At 71.4% G+C, this 20,779-nt stretch carries 16 protein-coding genes and 2 pseudogenes; 6 read left to right on the top strand and 12 right to left on the bottom strand.

Going from position 1 to position 20,779, the window contains the following annotated elements:
* Positions 1-6: 6 nt before the first annotated feature.
* On the top strand, positions 7-1,746 hold the full coding sequence (locus A5700_RS08960) for an AMP-binding protein (protein ID WP_082960459.1): 1,740 nt from the start codon (positions 7-9) through the stop codon (positions 1,744-1,746).
* Between the two features lie 16 nt (positions 1,747-1,762).
* Here the strand turns inward: A5700_RS08960 and A5700_RS08955 are convergent, their stop codons facing one another.
* From A5700_RS08955 to fdxA, 3 genes are all read right to left on the bottom strand, one after another.
* Positions 1,763-4,147, bottom strand: a complete 2,385-nt coding sequence (locus A5700_RS08955) for an amino acid permease (RefSeq protein ID WP_068069616.1) — start codon at positions 4,145-4,147, stop codon at positions 1,763-1,765.
* A gap of 101 nt (positions 4,148-4,248) precedes the next feature.
* The gene (gene dapC, locus A5700_RS08950) at positions 4,249-5,334 is read right to left on the bottom strand and encodes a succinyldiaminopimelate transaminase (RefSeq protein ID WP_068069615.1); all 1,086 of its coding nucleotides are present in this window, start codon (positions 5,332-5,334) and stop codon (positions 4,249-4,251) included.
* Positions 5,335-5,387: 53 nt separating this feature from the next.
* Positions 5,388-5,714, bottom strand: coding sequence for a ferredoxin (fdxA, locus tag A5700_RS08945; RefSeq protein WP_068069613.1), 327 nt, complete (start codon positions 5,712-5,714; stop codon positions 5,388-5,390).
* A 387-nt stretch (positions 5,715-6,101) separates the two neighbouring features.
* Here fdxA and A5700_RS08940 point away from each other — a divergent pair, with 387 nt between their 5' ends.
* On the top strand, positions 6,102-6,434 hold the full coding sequence (locus tag A5700_RS08940; RefSeq protein WP_068069509.1) for a hemophore-related protein: 333 nt from the start codon (positions 6,102-6,104) through the stop codon (positions 6,432-6,434).
* A 26-nt stretch (positions 6,435-6,460) separates the two neighbouring features.
* On the opposite strand, the gene A5700_RS08935 is transcribed toward A5700_RS08940, so the two are convergent.
* The 4 genes and pseudogenes from A5700_RS08935 to mshB all read right to left on the bottom strand — a co-directional run bounded on the left by A5700_RS08935 (position 6,461) and on the right by mshB (position 11,496).
* Complete coding sequence (locus tag A5700_RS08935) at positions 6,461-7,234, bottom strand: maleylpyruvate isomerase N-terminal domain-containing protein (protein ID WP_068069507.1); 774 nt, start codon at positions 7,232-7,234, stop codon at positions 6,461-6,463.
* Positions 7,235-7,271: 37 nt separating this feature from the next.
* Positions 7,272-9,779, bottom strand: a pseudogene (locus A5700_RS08930) (bifunctional FO biosynthesis protein CofGH); the annotation flags it as partial.
* Positions 9,780-10,039: 260 nt separating this feature from the next.
* On the bottom strand, positions 10,040-10,501 hold the full coding sequence (locus A5700_RS08925; RefSeq protein WP_068069506.1) for a hypothetical protein: 462 nt from the start codon (positions 10,499-10,501) through the stop codon (positions 10,040-10,042).
* 92 nt (positions 10,502-10,593) lie between these two features.
* Positions 10,594-11,496 carry an N-acetyl-1-D-myo-inositol-2-amino-2-deoxy-alpha-D-glucopyranoside deacetylase gene (gene mshB / locus A5700_RS08920; protein WP_068069504.1) on the bottom strand — a complete coding sequence of 301 codons (903 nt, stop codon included), beginning with the start codon at positions 11,494-11,496 and terminating at the stop codon, positions 10,594-10,596.
* A gap of 84 nt (positions 11,497-11,580) precedes the next feature.
* On the opposite strand from mshB, the gene A5700_RS08915 reads away from it, so the two are divergent.
* On the top strand, positions 11,581-12,174 hold the full coding sequence (locus tag A5700_RS08915) for a TetR/AcrR family transcriptional regulator (protein WP_068069503.1): 594 nt from the start codon (positions 11,581-11,583) through the stop codon (positions 12,172-12,174).
* Positions 12,175-12,177: 3 nt separating this feature from the next.
* Here A5700_RS08915 and A5700_RS08910 read toward each other — a convergent pair whose 3' ends face one another.
* The 4 genes from A5700_RS08910 to A5700_RS08895 all read right to left on the bottom strand — a co-directional run bounded on the left by A5700_RS08910 (position 12,178) and on the right by A5700_RS08895 (position 17,668).
* Positions 12,178-14,058: an ABC transporter family substrate-binding protein gene (locus tag A5700_RS08910; RefSeq protein ID WP_197502814.1), complete on the bottom strand. Its 1,881-nt coding sequence runs from the start codon at positions 14,056-14,058 to the stop codon at positions 12,178-12,180.
* 78 nt (positions 14,059-14,136) lie between these two features.
* A complete protein-coding gene (gene typA, locus A5700_RS08905) occupies positions 14,137-16,026 on the bottom strand; it encodes a translational GTPase TypA (protein WP_068069497.1) in 1,890 nt (629 codons plus the stop codon).
* A gap of 292 nt (positions 16,027-16,318) precedes the next feature.
* Positions 16,319-16,762 carry a (deoxy)nucleoside triphosphate pyrophosphohydrolase gene (locus A5700_RS08900; RefSeq protein WP_068069608.1) on the bottom strand — a complete coding sequence of 148 codons (444 nt, stop codon included), beginning with the start codon at positions 16,760-16,762 and terminating at the stop codon, positions 16,319-16,321.
* Between the two features lie 39 nt (positions 16,763-16,801).
* The gene (locus A5700_RS08895; protein ID WP_068069495.1) at positions 16,802-17,668 is read right to left on the bottom strand and encodes a cyclopropane mycolic acid synthase family methyltransferase; all 867 of its coding nucleotides are present in this window, start codon (positions 17,666-17,668) and stop codon (positions 16,802-16,804) included.
* A 171-nt stretch (positions 17,669-17,839) separates the two neighbouring features.
* On the opposite strand from A5700_RS08895, the gene A5700_RS08890 reads away from it, so the two are divergent.
* Positions 17,840-18,124, top strand: coding sequence for a 4a-hydroxytetrahydrobiopterin dehydratase (locus tag A5700_RS08890; protein WP_068069493.1), 285 nt, complete (start codon positions 17,840-17,842; stop codon positions 18,122-18,124).
* Here A5700_RS08890 and A5700_RS08885 read toward each other — a convergent pair.
* Positions 18,121-19,374: a mannosyltransferase gene (locus tag A5700_RS08885; RefSeq protein WP_068069490.1), complete on the bottom strand. Its 1,254-nt coding sequence runs from the start codon at positions 19,372-19,374 to the stop codon at positions 18,121-18,123. The two genes, A5700_RS08890 and A5700_RS08885, sit on opposite strands and share 4 nt — an antisense overlap.
* A 181-nt stretch (positions 19,375-19,555) precedes the next feature.
* On the opposite strand from A5700_RS08885, the gene A5700_RS08880 reads away from it, so the two are divergent.
* Together A5700_RS08880 and A5700_RS08875 are read left to right on the top strand one after the other, a co-directional pair.
* Complete coding sequence (locus tag A5700_RS08880; protein ID WP_068069488.1) at positions 19,556-20,260, top strand: hypothetical protein; 705 nt, start codon at positions 19,556-19,558, stop codon at positions 20,258-20,260.
* Between the two features lie 46 nt (positions 20,261-20,306).
* Positions 20,307-20,779: pseudogene (locus A5700_RS08875) on the top strand (hypothetical protein); the annotation flags it as partial.

The raw sequence follows: 20,779 nt of genomic DNA, 5'->3' as shown, positions 1-20,779 counted from the left end.
ACCCTTATGCCGCAGTCGACCATCCTCTCCATGCTGCACGGGCGAGCCCGCCTGCGCCCCAACGACATCGCGTTCACCTTCACCGATTACGCGAAGGACTGGGCGGGGGTGCCCGAAAACGTCACGTGGTCGCAGCTGTCCCGCCGGACGCTGAGCCTGGCCCACGAACTGAGCCTGCACGCGTCGGTCGGGGACCGCACGGTGATTCTGGCCCCGCAAGGCCTCGATTACGTCCTGGCGTTTCTCGGGTCCATGCAGGCCGGGCTCATCGCCGTTCCCCTCCCGCTGCCGCACCGCGGCTCGAACCACGAGCGGGTGGGTGCCGTCTTCGCCGACACCTCGCCGGCCGTGGTCCTCACCACGTCGGCGGTCGCGCAGGACGTCGGTGACTATGTCGACCAGTCGCCCCTGGACACCGCCCCGAAGCTCATCGAAATCGATGCGCTGAACTTGGACGTCGACGCCCAAAACAGCGTTGCGCCAATCGATCTGCCGAGCATCGCCTACCTGCAGTACAGCTCCGGTTCGACGCGCACGCCCGCCGGGGTGATGATCTCGCACCGCAACCTGCAGGCGAACTTCGAGCAGCTGATGCGCGGGCTGTTCACCGATTGCGGCGTCACGGCGCCGCCGAACGCCACGATCGTCTCCTGGTTGCCCTTCTACCACGACATGGGCCTGGTGCTGGGGGTCTGCGCGCCGATCCTCGCCGGCTACCGCGGCGTGCTGAGCAGCCCCGTCTCGTTCCTGGAGAGGCCGGCCCGCTGGGTGCGCTCGCTCGCCGAGCACCCGCAGGCGTTTTCGGCGGCGCCGAACTTCGCGTTCGACCTGGCCGCCCGCAAGACCAGCGACGACGACCTGGCCGGGCTGGACCTCGGCGGGGTGGTCGGCATCATCAGCGGCGCCGAACGGGTCGAGCCCGCGACCCTGCGGCGGTTCGTCGATCGCTTCGCGCACTTCAACTTTCGCGACCACATGGTGCGCCCCTCCTACGGCCTGGCCGAGGCGACGGTCTTCGCCGCCGCCGGTACCTGGGACGAAGCAGCGCCCCCCGCCCGCTTCGACGTGGCGGAGCTGTCCGCGGGTCGGGTGCACCGCACCAAGGGCGCCAGCAGCACCGCGCTCGTCAACTACCGGGTCCCGCAATCCCCCACGCTGCGCATCGTCGACGCCGACACCGGCCGCGAGTGCCCGCAGGACGTGGTGGGCGAGATCTGGTTGCACGGTGACAACGTCGCCGAGGGGTATTGGCGCAAACCCCCGCAGGAACAGGCCTGCTTCGGGGCGACGCTGGTCGAACCGTCCGTCGGCACGCCCGCAGGCCCGTGGCTGAAAACCGGTGACCTCGGTTTCCTGTCGAACGACGAGCTGTTCATCGTCGGGCGCATCAAGGATCTGTTGATCATCCGCGGGAGCAACCACTACCCCGAGGACATCGAGGCGACGGTCCAAGAGATCACCCGGGGCCGCGTCGCCGCGATCTCCGTTCCGGTGAGCAGCACCGAGAAGCTGGTCACAGTCGTCGAGCTGAAGAAGCAGGGCCGGTCCTCCGAGGAGGCGGCGCACTGGCTCAGCCGGGTCAGGACCGACGTGACGTCGGCGATCTCCAACGCGCACGGCCTGAACGTCGAGGACCTGGTGCTGGTGTCGCCGGGGTCCATCCCCACCACCACCAGCGGCAAGATCCGGCGCGCCGCCTGCGCCGAGCAATACCGCCGGGAGCAGTTCACCCGCCTGGACGCCTGAGCGGGCCGGGCCGCGATCAGCTCTCGGCCGGCTGCCCGGCGTCGCCGGAACCCTGGTCGTCCGTCGGATCCTCGACCACCTGGTAGGTGGGATCGACCATCCCCAGTTCGCGGCCCGACTCGCGGGCCTCGCGCTGCCCGGCGTAGCGGGCCTTGCCGGTGATGCGCAACACCTGCCCCGGCTGGATATCGGCGCCGCCGTGGCCCGGGCGGAAGGTCACGGTCAGCTCGCCGCTGCTGTCCCCGACGACCACCTGGCGGCGCGTGCGGCCCCGCTCGGTCACGTCCTCGACCTCGCTGACCCGTCCCTCGATGATGGCGCGCTGGCCGGAGATGAGGCCGGCCACCAGGATCGTCGACGGTGACCGCTCGGGGTGTTCGTAGGCGTCGACCTTCCGGTCCTCGTCCTGGGACACCCACGCCTCGAGCTTGTCGATCTCCTGGGCGATGCGCTGCTCCAGGGTGTCGGGATAGGCGGCCCGGATCCGGGATTCGACGTCGTAGGGGACGATCGTCGCCGCGGCGTCGGGAATCAGGCTGACCGCCCGGGAGATCTTGTCGGCCGTGCGGTCGTGCAGCAGCCGGCCCAGCAGGCGCGCGAAGGTGCGGCGCGGCAGCAGCACCGTCACGTTGGTGTCCGGCTGTTCGTCGCGGACCTTGGCGACCATCAGCTGCGCGGACCGGATGATCCGCCGGTCGGGGCAGTCGACGATGCGCAGCGGCGTGTCGAGGCCGAAGTGGTCCCAGCGCTTGCGCAGGTGCGCGGCGTGCGCGGGGTCCACCATGAAGTGCACGGCCAGCAGGTCGTCGGCCCGCAGCCCCCTGCCGTAGCGCAACGCCTCGATCACCGCGAGGTCCACCGAGTCGATGAACACCAGCACCCGGTGCCGCGCATATTTGGTCAGCTCCGGCCGGTCCGTGCGGAACATCTCGAGAATGGCCGCCTCGGCCCGGTATTCGCGGTTGAGCCGCATCAGCAGGAACACCAGCAGCGGGAAGACGACCACCACCAACCAGGCACCCTCGGTGAACTTGGCCACCGCGAAGATGCCCACCACGACCGTGGACAGGACGGCCGCGGAGAGGTTGATGGCCAGCCGCCGGCGCCAGCCCGGCTCGCGATGGGTGAGGTGGTGTTTGGTCATGCCGTAGCCGGCCATCGCGAACCCGGTGAAGACGCCGATCGCGTAGAACGGCACCAGCGCGTTGACCGAACCGCCGGTCACCACGAGCAGCAGCACCGAGAGCGCGGCCAGCGTCAGGATCCCGTTCGAAAACACCAGGCGGTGACCGCGTTTCATCAGCTGCCGCGGCAGGAAGCGGTCCTCGGCGACGAAGCTGGCCAGCGCCGGGAAACCGTTGAAGCTGGTGTTGGCGCCGGTGAACAGGATCGCGGCGGTCGCCGCCTGCACCAGGACGAAGAAGACGTTGCCCACGGCGCCGTTGCCGAACACGGCGCGCCCGATCTGCGAGAGCACCGAGGGGTATTCGGTCAGGTACGGCGTCGCGTGGGTGACGTGGGCCAGGTAGGCGACGCCGGCGAGCAGCAGGCCCAGGATGACGGCCATCGCGGTGAGCACCCGGCGGGCGTTGCGGCCCTGCGGTTTTCGGAAGTAGTCGACCGTGTTGGAGATGGCCTCGACCCCGGTCAACGACGACCCGCCGTTGGCGAACGCCCGCAACAGCACCAGCACCGTGGCGCCGAGCACCAGGCCGTTGCCCTGGTGCACCGGCACCGTGCCGGGCAGGTGTTCGGCGTCGTAGGTCGGGAGGTTGCCCAGGGCCGCGCGGACGATGCCGACCACGATGGTGGTCCCCACCATGACGACGAAGGAGTAGGTGGCCACGGCGAACGGCAGCCCCGCCTCCTTCAGTCCGCGCAGGTTCGCGTAGCAGATGGCGAGCACCACGCCGACGGTGAGTTCGAGGCTGTAGGGGCCCAGCGCGGGGATCGCGGACACCACCGCGACCGTTCCGGCCGCGGATTGCACCGCCACGGTGACCACGTAGTCGATCAGCAGCGCCGCGGCGGCGACCTGGGCCACCCGGGGCCCGAAGTTGTCGCGGGCGACGATGTAGGAGCCACCCGCCCGCGTGTAGGCCATCACCACCTGCCGGTAGGACGCCGCGACCAGCACCAGGATGAGCAGGATGACACCCGTGATGGGCAGCAGCAGCGCGAACGCGGCCAACCCGGCGTGCGGCAGCAGCTCGATCAGGATCTGCTCGGGGCCGTAGGCCACCGACGACACGGCGTCGGGTGAAAGCGCGCCCAACGCAACGCCGTTGGACAGCTTCTCGGACGCGATGTCCTCGGTGATCAGCGGCTTGCCGAGAAACACCCGCTTGACGATGTCGCCCACCGATAAGGGGATCTGCAGCTTGCCGGCCGAAGTTGTCACGACCACCGTCCTCGGGGTTGCCAACGAAACGCTTCGGCAAGCATTCTGCACGGCGCCGCGCGCCCGGACGGTACGCGGGCCGGGCGGCGGGTCGGCGCCGCTCAGGCCAGTCGCTGCACCGCGGCCGCGATCCGCTCGTCGTCGGCGGTCAGCGCCACCCGCACGTGCCGGGCCCCGGCGGGGCCGTAGAAGTCACCCGGCGCCACCAGGATGCCGCGCTCGGCCAGCCACGCGACGGTGTCCGCGCACGGCTCGTCGCGGGTCACCCACAGGTACAGGCCCGCCTCGGAGTGGTCGACGGTGAAGCCGGCCGCCCGCAGCGCGGGCAGCAGGGCGGCCCGCCGACGTTCGTAGCGCTCTCGCTGCAGCCGCTCGTGGGCGTCGTCGTCCAGGGCCGCCACCATGGCCGCCTGGACCGGCGTCGGCACCATCATCCCGGCGTGCTTGCGCACCGCCAGCAGCTCGGCGATCAACCCGGGATCCCCCGCGACGAACCCGGCCCGGTAGCCCGCCAGCGACGAGCTCTTGGACAGCGAGTGGATGGCGAGCAGCCCGGTGTGGTCACCGTCGCTGATCGACGGGTGCAGCACCGAGAGCGGCTGGTCGTCCCACCCCAGGCCCAGGTAGCACTCGTCGGAGGCGACCACGGCGCCGCGGTCGCGGGCCCAGCCGACCACCTTGCGCAGGTGGTCGGCGCCCAGCACCCGACCGGTCGGGTTGCTCGGCGAGTTCAGGTACAGCAGGGCGGGCGATTGCGGCCCCAGCTGGGTCAGCGAGTCGGCGCGCAGAATCCGCGCGCCGGCCAGTCGCGCGCCGACGTCGTAGGTGGGGTACGCCAGCTCGGGCACCGCGACCATGTCGGCCGGGCCCAGGCCCAGCAGCGTGGGCAGCCAGGCGATGAACTCCTTGCTGCCGATCACCGGCAGCACGGCGGCCTCGGTCAGGCCGCTGATGCCGAAACGGCGGTGCAGCGCGGCGACCGCCGATTCCCGCAGCCGGGCGGTGCCGACGGTGGCCGGGTATCCCGACGCCCCGGCCGCGGCCGCCAGCGCCTCTTGGATCAGCGGCGCCACCGGGTCGACGGGGGTGCCGACGGAGAGGTCGACGATGCCGTCCGGATGGGCGTTGGCCCGCGCCTTCGCGCCGGCCAGCGTGTCCCACGGGAACTCCGGCAGCGACGCGGACACCGCCCCGCGGCGGGGCCGTGCGGCCGCCTGGCGTTCGTGCAGCACCGGCCCGCTCAGTCGCCTTCGCCCTGCGGCGGCAGGTCCTTGACGGCCTGCGGGTCGTTGTCCGTCTGGCCGACCTTGGCGGCCCCGCCCGGCGACCCCAGCTCGGTGAAGAAGTCGGCGTTGATCTGGGTGTACTGGCTCCACTGCTCCGGCACGTCGTCTTCGTAGTAGATCGCTTCCACCGGGCAGACCGGCTCGCAGGCTCCGCAGTCGACGCATTCATCGGGGTGGATGAACAGCATCCGCGCGCCCTCGTAGATGCAGTCGACCGGGCACTCCTCGATACACGCCTTGTCCTTGATGTCGACACAGGGTTCGGCGATCGTGTACGTCACAGACGTCTCCTCCATGTACTTCTGGGTCTGGCGGGCTGATGAACCAGGCACGTCGGCTGGCACCGGCGCTGCCGGGCGCTTCGGCCAAGCTTTCGGTTACTGATACTAGACGTTGCACATACACGTCAACCACCTCGCCACGCCCGACGCTATCCGGTTTCAAGACCGACAGTCTCGCGCTGCGGGCGGATACCCCGTTTCGCCGAGCGCGAACACCCGAATGCGGCCGCTGACCTGCGGGTAATAGTCCGCGCGGTCAGCCCCTGCGGATCCGTTGCGTTGCGAAGCCGTCCGCGGGGCCTGGTAATCTCGACCGGAAGACGGCAACCGCTGGGCAGATGTCGTCGCCTTTATAGCGGTGCATTACTTGGGGAAGGTGTCCACATCATGAGGCTGTCGTTTACCAAATTGACCGTCGCCGTCGGGAGCGCGGCGGTGGCGTTGACCGCCGCGTCCGGGATCGCGTCCGCGGACCCGGCCGACGCGATCATCAACACCACGTGCAACTACGGGCAGGTGATCGCTGCGCTGAACGCGACCGACCCGGCCGCCGCCGCCCAGCTCAACAACTCGCCGATCGCGCAGTCCTACATCCGCAACTTCCTGGCCTCGCCGCCGCCGAAGCGCCAGCAGATGGCTCAGCAGATCCAGGCGATGCCGTCGGCGCAGAAGTACTACGACGACATCAACCAGGTCGCCGTCACCTGTAACAACTACTGAGCCGTTCGCGCCCGGCGCGACCTCAGTCAGTAACCGGCCAGCAGGCGCCGGACCCGCCCTAGGGCGTCGGGTCCGGCGCTGCTGCGTATCCGGCCGGGATCGGCGGGCTTGCGCCCCCACAGCAGTAACACCCGCGCGGCCGCGTCGGTGTGCAGCGTGGCGGGCCCGATGGGCGCGGCGAACCCGAGGGTGGCCCCGTCGTCGTCGGCGCTGATCGACACGTCGTCGGTGCCCGCGACGCGTAGCCGGGCGTCGACCCGCTCCCCGGGCCGCAAGGCCTGCGCACCCTTGCGCAGCAGCGGCCGCCCGACCGCCGTCACGCTGTGCGTCGTCATCCACGGTTCGGCCAGCGCCGCGTGGAACGCCGTGGGGCCCGCGGTGTCCCCGGTGATGTCCCAGCCGTGCAGCACCAGTTCCTGGCGCATGTGCTCGGCGAACCAGGGCACCTTCATCGTGCGGCCGGTCCAGGCGACGTCGGTGTCGGCGGGGACCTCGTCGGCCGCCACCGCGACCCGATTCAGCCGCGCCATCCGCTCCTCCAGGGCACCCCACAGTTCGGCGTCACCGAGGGCGCGCAGCGGCGCCTCGCGTTCTTCGAAGCCGCGGGTGCCGACGGGCTCGCCATGCAGGTGGGCGCCCAGCACCCGGGCCAGTTCCTCGGCCGTACCCGCCTGGTGAATGACGACGTCGCGGACCGTCCAGGCGTCGCACCAGGTGCCGGCGTCGGGACCGCGCCGCTGCGCAGCGTCGAGGAAGGGCTGCCACTCCGGGAACCGGTCGTGGTCGATCTGCTCGGTCACGCCTCCGGTATACCCGGGGCGTCCGACAGCGTCGGCGCTACGCCGCCAACGGGGTGTAGTCGGTGGTGCGCTGCCGCGCGGGGCGCCCGATGCCCTGGGCGATCGCGGTCAGCTCCTCGACGGTCTTCGACGAGCCGTGCTCGGACCCGGCCATCCGCGAGATGGTCTCCTCCATCAGCGTGCCGCCCAGGTCGTTGGCGCCGCCGTTGAGCATCACCCGGCTGCGCTCGACGCCCAGCTTGACCCAGCTGGTCTGGATCTGGGAGATGCGGCCGTGCAACATGATTCGCGCCAGCGCGTGCACCGCCCGGTTGTCGCGGTGGGTCGGCCCCGGGCGGGCGGCGCCGGCCAGGTACAGCGGGGAACTCTGATGCACGAACGGCAGCGGGACGAACTCGGTGAATCCGCCGGTGCGGTCCTGGATGCCGCGCAGCACGTTGAGGTGGCCGATCCAGTGACGCGGGCTGTCGACGTGTCCGTACATCATGGTCGACGACGAGCGCAGGCCGACCTCGTGCGCGGTGGTCACGATGTCGATCCACTCGGAGGTCGGCAGCTTGCCCTTGGTCAGCACCCAGCGGACCTCGTCGTCGAGGATCTCGGCGGCCGTGCCGGGGATGGTGTCCAGCCCGGCCTCGCGCAGGCCGATCAGCCACTCGCGCACACTCAACCCGCTCTTGGTGACGCCGTTGGCGATCTCCATCGGCGAGAACGCGTGCACGTGCATCGACGGCACCCGCGCCTTGACGGCACGGACCAGGTCGGCGTAGCCGGTGACCGGCAGCTCGGGGTCGATGCCGCCCTGCATGCACACCTCGGTGGCGCCTTGGACGTGGGCCTCCCACGCGCGCTGGGCGACCTCGTCGGTGGACAGCGAGTACGCGTCGGCGTCGCCCTTGCGCTGCGCGAACGCGCAGAACCGGCACCCGGTGTAGCAGATGTTGGTGAAGTTGATGTTGCGGTTGACCACGAAGGTCACGTCGTCCCCGACGGTGTCCCGGCGCAACGAATCGGCAAGCGCGGTAACGGCTTCCAATGCGGGCCCGTCGGCGGTCGCCAGCGCCAGGTACTCGTCGTCGGAGCAGCCCGCCGGGTCGCGTTCGGCGGCCCGCAGCGCGGCCAGGACGTCGGTGTCCAGGCGTTCCGGCGCTGTGGCGCCCTGGGCGGCCAGTTCGTGCACGTGCGCGCGGATCGACTCCCAGTCCCCGAACGCGCTGTCGACGTCGCTGCGGGTGTCGGTGTGGCGGCCCTCGGTGTCGATCGCCGCGTTGAGGTCCGCGCGGCCCACGGTGCCCACGTCGTCGGGCTCCTGCCACGGCAACCCCGCCGGGTTGACGTCGCGCGCCAGGCCGGTCGCCGGATCCGCGAGCGCCGTGACGTGGCCCCGCACCCGCGGATCGATCCAGGCGGCGCCCGCCTGCACGTACTTGGGCTGCGCGGTCAGCCGCTGCACCAATTCGTAACCGGCCTCGGCGGTGACCGCGGCCAACTCCTCCAGCGCGGGCCACGGCCGCTCGGGGTTGACGTGATCGGGCGTCAGGGGCGAAACACCGCCCCAGTCATCGACTCCCGCGCCGATCAGCGCCAGGCACTCGGCGCGCGACACCAGGTTCGGCGGTGCCTGGATGCGCATGCCCGGACCCAGGACCAGGCGGGCCACCGCGACCGTCGCCAGGTAGTCCTCGATCCCCGCGTCGGGGACCGCGGCCATCGCGGTGTGCTCCTTGGCCCGGAAGTTCTGCACGATCACTTCCTGCACGTGCCCGAACTCCTTGTGCGACTTGCGGATCGCATGCAGCGTGTCGGCGCGTTCGGCCAGGGTCTCGCCGATGCCGACCAGCAGACCTGTGGTGAACGGGATCGAGAGCCGGCCCGCGTCGGTCAGGGCGCGCAGCCGGACGGCCGGGTCCTTGTCCGGGCTGCCATAGTGCGCAAGGCCTTTGGTCTCGAACAGGCGCCGCGACGTGGTCTCGAGCATCATGCCCATCGACGGCGCCACCGGCTTGAGCCGCGCCATCTCCGACCAGCTCATGACGCCGGGATTCAGGTGCGGCAGCAGCCCGGTCTCCTCGAGCACCCGGATCGCCATGGCGCGCACGTAGGCCAGCGTGGAATCGTAACCGCGTTCGCCAAGCCACTCCCGCGCCTCCGGCCAGCGCTCCTCCGGCCGGTCGCCGAGCGTGAAAAGGGCTTCCTTGCAACCCAATTCGCCGCCGCGGCGGGCGATCTCGAGAATCTCGTCGGGCTCCAGGTACATGCCGGCGCCGCGGGCGCGCAGTTTGCCCGGCACCGTCACGAACGTGCAGTAGTGGCAGTTGTCGCGGCACAGGTGGGTGATGGGGATAAACACCTTGCGCGAGTAGGTGATCGGCAGCCGCCCGCTCGCGGCGCGCCGGCCTGCCGACTCGAGGCCGGCGTCGCGCACCCGCGCCGCGCTCGCGCACAGGTCCGCCAGGTCGGCACCGCGCGCGGTCATCGCGATCGCGGCCTCGTCGACGTTGAGCGCGACGCCGTCGCGGGCGCGCCGCAGCACGCGCCGCACGCCGACGGCGTCGCTTTGACGGCCGCCCCAGCATCCGTCCCGGCGGCGACCGCGGCGGGAAAGGCAGGATCAGGCAGGGCGGTAGGTTCCTCGCCCGGAGTCAGCAGCACCTTCGTGTAACTTCCCCACGATCGAATTTCATCCGCGCGTCCCAACATGTGAACTCGTGGCACCCGGGCCGGGTCCCGGCCGGGCAACAGTCAACAGTAGCGCCCTGCCCGCGACCCCGATCGGGTGACGGCGGGGCCCACCGTTGCCGCACGTCAGCCGAGTTGGTTGCGCCGCCACAGCACCCAGACCGGCGGCGCCACCCCGAGCACGATCAGCAGCAGGGCCCCGTAGGCGAACAGGCCGCTGCCGCCCAGGATGACGTCGTCACCGGGGCCGCCCATGCTGATCACCGCCACGGTCAGCAACCACGTCCACAGGGGCAGCGCCGCCACCCGCGGCGACTGGGTCCAGCGTCCCGCGGCCCACACGAGGGCCGCGTTGAGCAGCCCGCTGAGCAGCCCGCTGATCGGAAATGGGACCGCCCCGAGGTACGACGGCAGCAGCAGGGCCCCGGCGAGCGCGGAGAGGATTCCGTCGACCGCCAGCAGGGCCAGGACAACGAAGCGGATGGCGGGATCTGTGGCGCCGGCGTCGTCCAGCGACGCGGCGCGCGGCTTGGTTTCGGTCAGGTCGGAACGCTGTCGATGTTGGACAGTATCGAGCCGATCACCCACTGCAGGCTGTCGAGCCGGTCCTGCCAGTGCTGCTGATTAGGGTCCAGGTCGGGGTCCATGCGAATTCCTTCCGTGGCTGCCTGACTCGCAGCCTACCGCGTCGGCGCGGCGGCCAGGTCCACCCCGGCGAGCAGATCGGTCTCCCAGCCGCGCTGGTCGCGCTCCCCCGCCGTGCCCGCGGCCAGCACGTAGTGCTCTTCGGCGACGATGGGCAGCGCCACGTTGTTCGACAGCGCGCAGGCGCGGCCGGTCGGGCCGACGACCACCTGGGTGGCGTGCGCCGCCAGCGCCGCGGCCTTCGCCTCGCGGGCCGCCGGGCCGGCCTCGACGACGGCGTGGATGTCGGCGTCGGCGTAGCCGAACGTGAACTCCTCGGGCGGCGCAAGCGTCCACTCCGGCCGCAGGTCCTGTTCGGTCAGCGCCGCCACCGCCGGCAGGAAGGTGCTGGACGCGAAGACCGACCAGTAGAACTTCGGCACCTGCCACGGCGCGCCGGGGAAGTCACCGGTGGCCGCCGCCGCGACGGCGGCCACCGTCACGGTGTGGGCGTGCACGTGGTCGGGATGGCCGTAGCCGCCGCCCGGGTCGTACGTCACCACCACGTGGGGTCGCTGCTCGCGGATGATCGCGACGAGCGCGCCGACGGCCTCGCGTTCGTCGGCGTCGATGAAGCGGACGTGCCGGCGCGCGGGGGTCCCGCGCATCCCGGAGTCGCGCCAGCGGCCCGCCCCGCCCAGGTACTGCGGCTCCCCGGCGCCCAGCGCGCGCAGCGCCGCGGTGAGCTCGCCGATCCGGTAGCCGCCCAGCTGATCCGCCCGGTCCACGGCCAGCTGGGCCCACCGCTCACCGATCACCTCGCCCTCCTCGCCGAGCGTGCAGGTCACCACCCGGACCTGGGCCCCCAGCGCGGCGTAGTGGGCGATGGTGGCGCCGGTGCCGAGGCTCTCGTCGTCGGGATGGGCGTGCACGAACAGCAGGCGGGGCGTCTCGGGCATGGACGCACCCTACCGATGACGCCGCGAGCGCCGCTGCGCCCACGGCGCGCGCCAGATAGGAACGCGCACGAATACTATCGAGGGATGCCGCAGTGCACCGGGACGGCTGGCGGCCGCAGCCGCCGGCGGGGCGAGGTCCTCGAACGCGCCCTCTACGAGGCGACCCTGGCGGAGCTGACGGAGGTCGGGTACGGCGGGCTGACCATGGAGGGCATCGCGGCGCGGGCGCACACCGGCAAGGCCGCGCTGTACCGCCGCTGGGACACCAAGTGCGAGCTGGTGCACGCCGCCCTGGTGTTCGCGCTGCCGCCCGCGCCCGAGCTGCGCGCGGGCCGCTCGGCCCGCGCGAACCTGTTGACGCTGTTCGTCGCGCACTGCGACGTCTTGGCCGGCAAGACCTGCTTCCCGGGGCTGCGCGTCATCCAGCAGCTGATGCACGAGCCCGAGATGCGGGAAATCTTCGCCCACGCGGTGGTGGGCCCGCGGCTCAGCCTCGTCGAATCGGTCCTGCGCTCCGCGATCGACGACGGCGATCTCGACCCGGGGACCGTCAACGAATTCACGGCGAGCATCGGCCCGGCGCTGATCAACCATCATTTCCTGCTCACCGGGGAGCCGCCCTACCGCCGGCAACTGGAACTGATCGTCGACACGGTCATCCCGCCCCGCGGCCGCTGAGCGTCAGGGCCCGGTCTTGATCCACTGGCCGGCGTCGCCGACGATGCCGACCGGCACCGCCCCCGAGAGGCTGACGTTCTCCACGCTGGGGCCGGCGGCCACGATGGTGGTGTCCTGCAGGATCGGCAGCACCGTGGACATGTTCCACAGCCGCGGTTCCACGGCGGTGATCACGTCGTTGATGTTCTTGGTGCCGTTGAGGGCCGCGTCGATGTTCGACTGCAGGCTGCGGTCGCAGATGCCGGTGAGGTTCGACGGCGCCTGCACCAGCGCGTTGGGGTCCGGCGGCCTGCTGGGCGGCGGCGCCGGAGTGGACGACGCCGGCGCCGGAGCGCCCGAGGGCCGCGCGGAGCCCGGGCCGGTCGTCGCGGCCGGCGTAGTCGAGCCGCTGGGCGGTGCGGTGGCGGTGGTCGTCGGCACCTGGGTGGACTCCAGCGCGGGGCAGCCGTAGCGCGAGGCCAGCCGCGTCGCCAGGTTGCCGCCGGCCTGGTGCCAACCCACGATCGCGTCCACGCGGTTGTCGGCCAGGGCGTCGCGGTAGAGCGTCACGGGATCCAGCGCGAGCACCGTCGCGGCGATGCCGACGTTGCGCAGCTGGTCGGCGGCGGTGTTGGCGACGGCGACCGACGTCGGGTCGTTGGCGGCCACGCCCATCACCAGCGACAGCTGCTGGCCGTCCCTGCTGATCCGGCCACGGATGACCTCGGGCGGCGCGGTGCTCCCCGGCGTCGGCGCGGGCGACGCCGACGGGTTCTTCTCCACCTTGTATCCGGATTCCTCCAGCAAGGCCAGCGCGGCCTGCGTCGTCATCGCGGGCGGCGCGGTCGGCTCGTAACCGGGGTCGCTCGGCGCGCGGATCTGCGCCTGGTCCAGGGTGACCGTGTTGTCGCTGCCCGCGCCGACGGCGGCGAGCAGGTCGACGTCGAGGAGCCCCAGGATCGCCTTGCGCACCTGCGAATCGGCCAGCTTGGCCTCGTTGGCGCGCAGCGTCAGCTGCATGACCCGCGGCGTCACGATCCGGGCGGTGCGCACGTCGGGAATGGCCGACAGCTGCGCGAAGGCCGCCGAGCCGCCGTGCACCTGGGCGACCTGGGTGTCACCGTTGCGCACGGAGTCGGCCAGCGCGGCGGGCGCGCCGGCGCGGCGGAACAGGATCAGCGCCGGCTTGGCCGGTGGGCCCCAGTAGCGGTCGTTGCGGGCGACCAGGATCTCGTCGCGCTGCGGGTCGATGCTTTCCACCCGGAACTGGCCCGCCGTCACCGGCAGGGCGCGGGCCAGGCCCGCCGCGAAACCGCCGGGCACGTCCTTGACGATGTGCGCCGGCAGGATGTTGCTGAACAGCTCCTTCCACGCCGGGTAGGGCTGGGAGAAGGTGACGACGGCCTGCTTAGCGCCCTCCAGGGACTGCACGCCGGTGATCAGGTCGTACCCGGCGGGGTCGACGACGCCGGGTTGGCTGACCATCTGATGCCACAGGTACCAGAAGTCGTCGGCGGCGACGGGGGCGTTGTCGGTCCACTGCGCCTCGGGCCGGATCTTGTAGGTGACCGTGAACGGGTTCTGGTTGGTCACCTCGGCCGACACCAGCAGCGACGAGTCCATCTCCCAGCGCGAACCGGTCGGCGAGTTCGGGTCGGGCACCGGGCGGAAGGCGCTCGGCAGCACCAGCGCGCTGATCGCCGCGTTCACCGGGGACAGGTCGGACAGCAGGTGCGGGTTGAAGCCGGCACCGATCGAGTCGATGCCCATGATGATCTGGGTGACCCGCGGCGGCGGCGGGGGCGAGTTGTGCGGCGTGTCCGTGCTCTGCGGCGCCGGCGGCGGGTTGACCGTGCACGCCGAGAGCGCCAGCCCCGCCACCGAGACGGCCGCGCCGGCCGCCATCAGGTAGCGGCGGACGCGTCGTGGCACGCTGCTCAGGGTATCGAGCAGGTGCCCGGCAGCCCGTCCGGCCACGCGGCGTTAGCCCCGGGCCTTGGCCCGCGACCTGCTGCGGGCCCGGGAGGTGGCGTCCAGCTCGACCTTGCGCACCCGCACGATCTCCGGGGTGACCTCCACGCATTCGTCGGACGCGCAAAACTCCATCGCCTGCTCCAGGTCCAGCTCGAGAGGCCGGGCCAACGTCTCGATGACGTCCGCGGTCGACGACCGCATGTTGGTGAGCTTCTTTTCGCGGGTGACGTTGATGTCGAGATCCTCGGCCCGCGGGTTGATCCCGACGACCATGCCCTCGTAGGTGTCCTGGCCCGGCTCGACGAAGAATTGGCCCCGGTCGGCGAGCTGGATCATGGCGAAGGGCGTGATCGTGCCCGCGCGGTCGGACACCAGCGACCCGGTGTGGCGGGCCCGGATCTCGCCGGCCCACGGCCGGTAGCCGTCGAACACGGCGTTGGCGATGCCCGTGCCGCGGGTCAGGGTGAGGAAGTCGGTGCGGAACCCGATCAGCCCGCGGCTGGGCACGATGAAGTCCATCCGGACCCAGCCCGCCGCGTGGTTGGTCATCTCCTCCATCCGGCCCTTGCGGGCGGCCATCAGCTGCGTGATGGCCCCGACGAATTCCTCGGGGCAGTCGATGGTGATCGCCTCGAACGGCTCGTGCAGCTTGCCGTCGATGGTCCGGGTCACCACCTGCGGCTTGCCCACGGTGAGCTCGAAGCCCTCCCGGCGCATCTGTTCCACCAGCACGGCCAGGGCGAGCTCGCCGCGGCCCTGCACCTCCCAGGCGTCGGGCCGGCCGATGTCGACCACCCGGATCGACACGTTGCCGACGAGCTCCTGGTCGAGCCGGTTGCGGACCATTCGCGCGGTCAGCTTGTGGCCGGACACCTTGCCCGCCAGCGGGGAGGTGTTGGTGCCGATGGTCACCGAGATCGCCGGCTCGTCGACGGTGATGCGCGGCAGCGCGTGGGCGTGGTCCGGGTCGGCCAGCGTGTCGCCGATCATGATCTCGGGCAGGCCGGCCACCGCCACGATGTCGCCGGCGACCGCCTCGTCGGTGGCGCTGCGCTCGACGCCCTCGGTCGCCAGCAGCTCGGTGATCTTGGCGCTGGTGATGACCGGCAACCCGTCGACCTCGCGCATCCACGCGACCTGCTGGCCCTTGCGCAGCTTGCCGTTGTAGATGCGGATCAGGGCGAGCCGGCCCAAGAACGCTGAGGCGTCGAGGTTGGTGACCAGCGCCTGCAGCGGCGCCTCGGGATCCCCCGACGGCGGCGGGATGTGCTCCATCAACACCTCGAACAGCGGGTCGAGGTTGTCCCCGGCGGGCACCTCGCCGTCGGCGGGCTGCTCGGTGCTGGCGATGCCGGCGCGGCCGGACGCGTACAGGGTCGGCAGGCCCAGCGCGTGCTCGGCGGCGGCGGCCGCCTCGTCGTCGAGATCGGAGGCGACGTCGAGCAGCAGGTCATGGCTGGCCTCGACGACCTCGGCGATGCGGGCGTCGGGCCGGTCGGTCTTGTTGACCACGAGGATCACCGGCAGGTGCGCGGCCAGCGCCTTGCGCAGCACGAAGCGGGTCTGCGGCAGCGGGCCCTCGGACGCGTCGACCAGCAGCAGCACCCCGTCGACCATCGACAGGCCGCGCTCCACCTCGCCGCCGAAGTCGGCGTGGCCGGGCGTGTCGATGACGTTGATCACCGTGACGGTGCCGTCGGGGTTGTGCCGGTGCACGGCCGTGTTCTTGGCCAGGATGGTGATGCCTTTTTCCTTCTCCAGGTCACCGCTGTCCATGACGCGTTCCTGGGTGTCGTCGCCCCGGTGCGTCAGCGCGCCCGATTGCCGCAGCATGGCATCGACCAGGGTCGTTTTTCCGTGGTCGACGTGGGCGACGATGGCGACGTTGCGAAATGACACGTCGGAGATTGTGGCAGCGGGGACGGCGGATAGCGAACCGGCAGGTTGGTCGGTCGCCGCTCGGGTGTGCGTCCAGGGCGGTGTAGCGCGGCGTTTCACCGCCCTGAGCGCACGCCGAAAGCCCAGGACGCACGCCCGATGGCGAGCCCGGCTGCCAGCCTCTGCGGCGCGGCGGCGATCAGACCCGTTCGCCTCCGCGGCCACCTCGCGGCTGCGGTGCACCCTGTGGCGCCGAACAGGAGTCGGTCGGCGCGCCGACGATGTGCAGCGGCCGGGTGAACGGCGGGGCCCTTCAGTGCGGCTGGATGCCGCCCGGAAGCTCGTCGACTCGGGACGGCGTGGCCAGCAACGCGTCGGTGAGGGCGCCGAGCCACGCGCGGTCGGCGGGCACCCAGTCGACGTCGGGCAGTTCGGCCGCCGTCACCCAGCGCAGCGCCCGGTGCTCGTGCGCGCGGGGCGCGCCGCCGCGCAACCGCACACGGTAGGCGCGCAGCGTCATCGCGGCGCCCAGCGCGACGTCCTCGCCCAGCCGGTGACCGACCTCGACGTCGCGGGTGTCCAGGCCCAGCTCCTCGGACAGTTCGCGGGCCAGCGCGGCGGGCTCGGTCTCGCCGGGAGCCACCTTGCCGCCGGGCAACTCCCAGCGGCCCGCCAGGGCCGGCGGCCGGTCCCGTTGGGCGATCAACAGCGTGCGGTCGCCGATCACGGCGCCCGCGACGACGATCTGCGTGGGCATGGCCAGTGACGGTAGCCCGCCGGCCACGCCGCTGCCGCGCTACTTGGCCAGGGTGAACTGGTTGACGTCGATGTAGCCGGTCCGGAACGCGTCGGCGCATCCGGTCAGGTACTTCATGTACCGGTCGTAGACCTCTTCGGACTGGATCTGGATGGCCTCGTCGCGGCGGGCCTGCAGGGCCTCCGCCCAACGGTCCAGCGTCCGGGCGTAGTGCAGCTGCAGCGACTGCCGGCGGTTGAGGTTGAAGCCCATCTTCGACGCGTGGAACTCGACCATCTCGATGGGCGGCAGCTGGCCGCCCGGGAAGATCTCGGTGCCGATGAAGTTGGTGAAGCTGGCCACCTCCTCGGTCATCGGCAGGCCCTTCTCGGCCATCTGGTCCGGGGTCAGCATGGTGATGGTGTGCAGCAGCATCACGCCGTCGTCGGGCAGGACGCTGTAGGCCTTCTGGAAGAAGTCGTCGTAGCGGTCGTACCCGAAGTGCTCGAACGCGCCGATGGACACGATCCGGTCGACGGGTTCGTCAAATTGCTCCCAGCCCTTGAGCAGGACACGCCGGCTGCGCGGGGTATCCAGGGAGTCGAAGAGGCGCTGGACGTGGGCGGCCTGATGCTCCGACAGGGTGAGCCCGATGACGTTGACGTCGTATTTCTCCAGCGCACGACGCAGCGTGCTGCCCCAGCCGCAGCCGACCTCCAGCAGCGTCATCCCGGCCCGCAAGCCCAGCTTGCCCAACGACAGGTCGATTTTGCGGATCTGCGCCTCCTCGAGGGAGATGTCGCGCAGCCGGTCCCAGTAGGCGCAGCTGTAGGTCATCGTGGGGTCGAGGAACAGCCGGAAGAAGTCGTCGGACAGGTCGTAATGGGCCTGCACCTCTTCGAAGTGCGGCGTGAGGTTCTCTGCCACGGCGGCCGGCCGCCTTTCCACGTTGAAGGGCCATTCAGCTGATTAACGAGTGGACCGGACAGCTGGTTCACCATGGCTTCCCGAATACGCCACCCTGAAACCCTGGGTGCGCCGCGGCTGTAGCGTGGACGCCAGCCGACCGGGGGCGCTGTGCGAAAGAGGTGACCAGCAATGGCCGTGTTGACCGATGAGCAGGTGGACGCGGCGCTGGCCGACCTCGACGGCTGGGAGCGCCGCGACGGCGCGCTGCGGCGGGCGGTAAAATTCAAAGCCTTCCTCGACGGCATCGACGCGGTGCGCCGCGTCGGCGAGCGCGCCGAAAGCGTGGACCATCATCCCGACATCGACATCCGTTGGCGCACAGTAACTTTCGCCTTGGTGACGCACTCCGAGGGCGGCATCACCGAAAAGGACCTCGCGCTGGCGCGCGACATCGACGGAATCGTCGCCGGCTAATCGCGCCGGCCGGTGGCCGCGATCCAGCCCAGCGTCGCCACGGCCGCCGCGATGTAAACCAGGCCCGCCCAGGCGAGGTACCACGGCCGGCTGATCTGCCAGATGGTCGGCTGGGCGAAGCTCAGCAACCACGGAACCCCCACCACCGTCAAGGCCAGCCAGCCCCACCCCACGATCCGGGCGCCCGGCCGCCGCCGCGGCGGCCCGTGCAGCGCCCACACCATCAGCGGCACCAGCCACACCCAGTGGTGGGTCCACGAGATCGGCGAGAGCAACAGCCCGAACAACTCGACCACCAGCAACCTGCCCAGCCGGTCGGAGGTGTCCAGCGCCCGCCAGGCGAGCGCCGCCAGCGCGGCGGTGGCGGCGATCGCGATCAACAGCGGCGCGCCGAAGCCCACGTCGTGGCCCAGGATGCGCGAAAGTCCGCCGCGCCACGACTGATTGAACGACGTCGCGATGGGCCCCACCCGGTGCGCGTCACCCAGCAGGTCGGAAAAGTAGTACCGCGTCTGATCGCCGACGACGATCGCTGAAATGCCCACGGTGGCAACGAAAACGACCGCCGAGAAGGCCGCCGCGGCCCATCGCCGGGCGCCCAGCAGGTACAGGCCCGCGATCGCGGGGGTCAACTTGATGCCGGCCGCCGCCCCGACCAACAGCCCCGAGAGCCACCACCTGCTGGTGTAGACCGCCCATAACACCGCCAGCATCAGCCAGACGTTGACCTGGCCGTAGTCGAAGGTGCTGCGCAGCGGCTCGATCCAGATGGCGATCGCCGTCCACGGCATCGCGAGCCGACGCCCGCCGGCGTGCCCCATGATCCGCTGGCTGAGGCGGATCGCGCCGTAGAGCGCGGCCATGGTCGCGAGCTGCCAACCGAAGGCGACAAGCCCAAAAGGCAAGAGCTGCAACGGATAGAACACGACGGCGGCGAACGGCGGGTAGGTGAAGGGCAGCGGGAAATCCGGCGTCTGGTCGGCGTAGACGTAGCTGTACAGGGTGCCGGGATGGTTCAGCGCGGCCGCCCCGCCCAGATAGACGTGCAGGTCGACGAAGTTGGCGCCGTGCGGCGTCAGGTAGGTCCAGGCCAGCCGGGCGGCGACGCTGGCGACGAGCAGCGCCGGCGCGGCGGCGAGCAGCCGCGCCGCCCGCCGCGGGGTGCGGGGTGCCGCCGCGGCGGCCGAGGTGGTGTCTATCCGCCTGACTTTAGCGAGCCGGCCTCGCGCGCCGGCATCGCGGCTGTTCAGCGCCGTTTTTCCGGCCGGTTACGCCCGGGGGCGGCCGGTGGCTGACGCCGTCGGCCCGCTTGGTCACCGCCGGCACTCGTCTCAATAACGATCAAATAAATGCCACACGTGTCACTCAAGTCCCATCGGTATCAGCCGTAACTTCGGCGCCGGGACCTGTCATCGACAACCAGGGAGAGTCATGCCAACCATCTGGACCTACATGCGCGCAGCCGCCGTCGTCGTCGGTTCGTCCGCAGCACTGCTGACGGGCGGGATCGCCCACGCCGACCCCGTGCCGGCTCCGCCGGTGCCGAACATTCCGCAACAGCTGATCAGCTCGGCGGCCAACGCGCCGCAAATCCTGCAGAACCTTGCCACCGCACTGGGCGCCACGCCGCCGGCCCCGCCGGCCACTCCGGGCATCAGCTTCCCGGGGGTGCCCTCGGCCGCCGCCCCGGCGGCGCCGGCCGCGGCGCCCGGTGGGCTGCCGTCGATCCCCGGGCTGACGCAGGCCGCGCCGGCCGCGCCCGCCGCGGCTCCCGCCGCTCCGGGACTGAACAGCCTGCTGCCGGGCCTCGCGCAGCCGGCCCCCGCGGCGGCGCCGACCGCGCCGACCGCACCCGCCTCGTCGGCGATTCCGGGCCTCCCGGCGATCCCGGGCCTGTCGGCGCCGGCGGCCCCCGCCACCCCGCCGGCCCCGCAGTTGCCGCAGGCGCGGGTCGACATGCCGGCGATGCCTTCGGGCCTGCCGGTGAACGTGCCGCCGCAGCTGAACCTGCCTCAGGACCTGACGGCCCTGACCAGCCAGCTGCCCGGCGCAGCGGCAGCACCGGTGGCGGCCGCGGCACCCGCGGCGGCCAGTCCGGCGGGACCGGCGGCGCCGTTCCTGGCCGCCCTGCCCTGATCAGTTTCGTCACCGACTAATCCACTACCCACGACCGGAGGACACAGTGGCAATCGTTGGAAATCTGTCCAAGGGTTTGGCTGCTGTCGCCATGTCGGTCGCCGCGCTCGGGCTTTGCCCGAGCGCGGCGGCTGACCCGGCGGCGCCGCAGCCGACTCCGCAAACCAACTCGACCGCCGGTCTGCCGGGCCTGCCCGCGCTCTCGCAGCTCAGCCCGATCATCCAGCAGGCGGCCGGCGATCCACAGCAGGCGACACAGCTGCTGATGGCCGCCGCGCAAGCCTTCGCCCACAGCCCGACCGCCCCCAGCGAATCCAAGAGCGTGGCGGCGTCGGTCAACCAGTTCGTCGCGGAACCGCCGGTGCCCGACGGCGCCCCCGTTCCGCACGTGCCCGCCGCGGGCATCGAGCCCGGGTTGCAGGCGCACCTGCCCACCGGCATCGACCCGGCCCACGCGGCCGGCCCGGCGCCGGCCGCCTGCTGGATGATCGGGCTGAGCTGCGAGAGCGCGGGCAGGCC

The sequence above is a fragment of the Mycobacterium sp. E1214 genome, from assembly GCF_001666755.1.
Classification (GTDB): Bacteria; Actinomycetota; Actinomycetes; order Mycobacteriales; family Mycobacteriaceae; genus Mycobacterium.
Note: the sequence above shows the minus strand (reverse complement) of the source record. Positions and strands in the feature narration are given on the sequence as shown.

Bases quoted from the DNA above. Each gene is read 5' to 3' on its own strand.
- A5700_RS08880 (WP_068069488.1), top strand. From the start codon at position 19,556: ATGCCAACCATCTGGACCTACATGCGCGCAGCCGCCGTCGTCGTCGGT.
- mshB (WP_068069504.1), bottom strand. From the start codon at position 11,496: ATGCCCGAGACGCCCCGCCTGCTGTTCGTGCACGCCCATCCCGACGAC.
- A5700_RS08910 (WP_197502814.1), bottom strand. From the start codon at position 14,058: ATGGCGGCCGGCGCGGCCGTCTCGGTGGCGGGGCTGGCGCTCTCGGCG.
- A5700_RS08940 (WP_068069509.1), top strand. From the start codon at position 6,102: ATGAGGCTGTCGTTTACCAAATTGACCGTCGCCGTCGGGAGCGCGGCG.
- A5700_RS08960 (WP_082960459.1), top strand. From the start codon at position 7: ATGCCGCAGTCGACCATCCTCTCCATGCTGCACGGGCGAGCCCGCCTG.
- A5700_RS08900 (WP_068069608.1), bottom strand. From the start codon at position 16,762: ATGCCCACGCAGATCGTCGTCGCGGGCGCCGTGATCGGCGACCGCACG.
- A5700_RS08890 (WP_068069493.1), top strand. From the start codon at position 17,840: ATGGCCGTGTTGACCGATGAGCAGGTGGACGCGGCGCTGGCCGACCTC.
- A5700_RS08915 (WP_068069503.1), top strand. From the start codon at position 11,581: ATGCCGCAGTGCACCGGGACGGCTGGCGGCCGCAGCCGCCGGCGGGGC.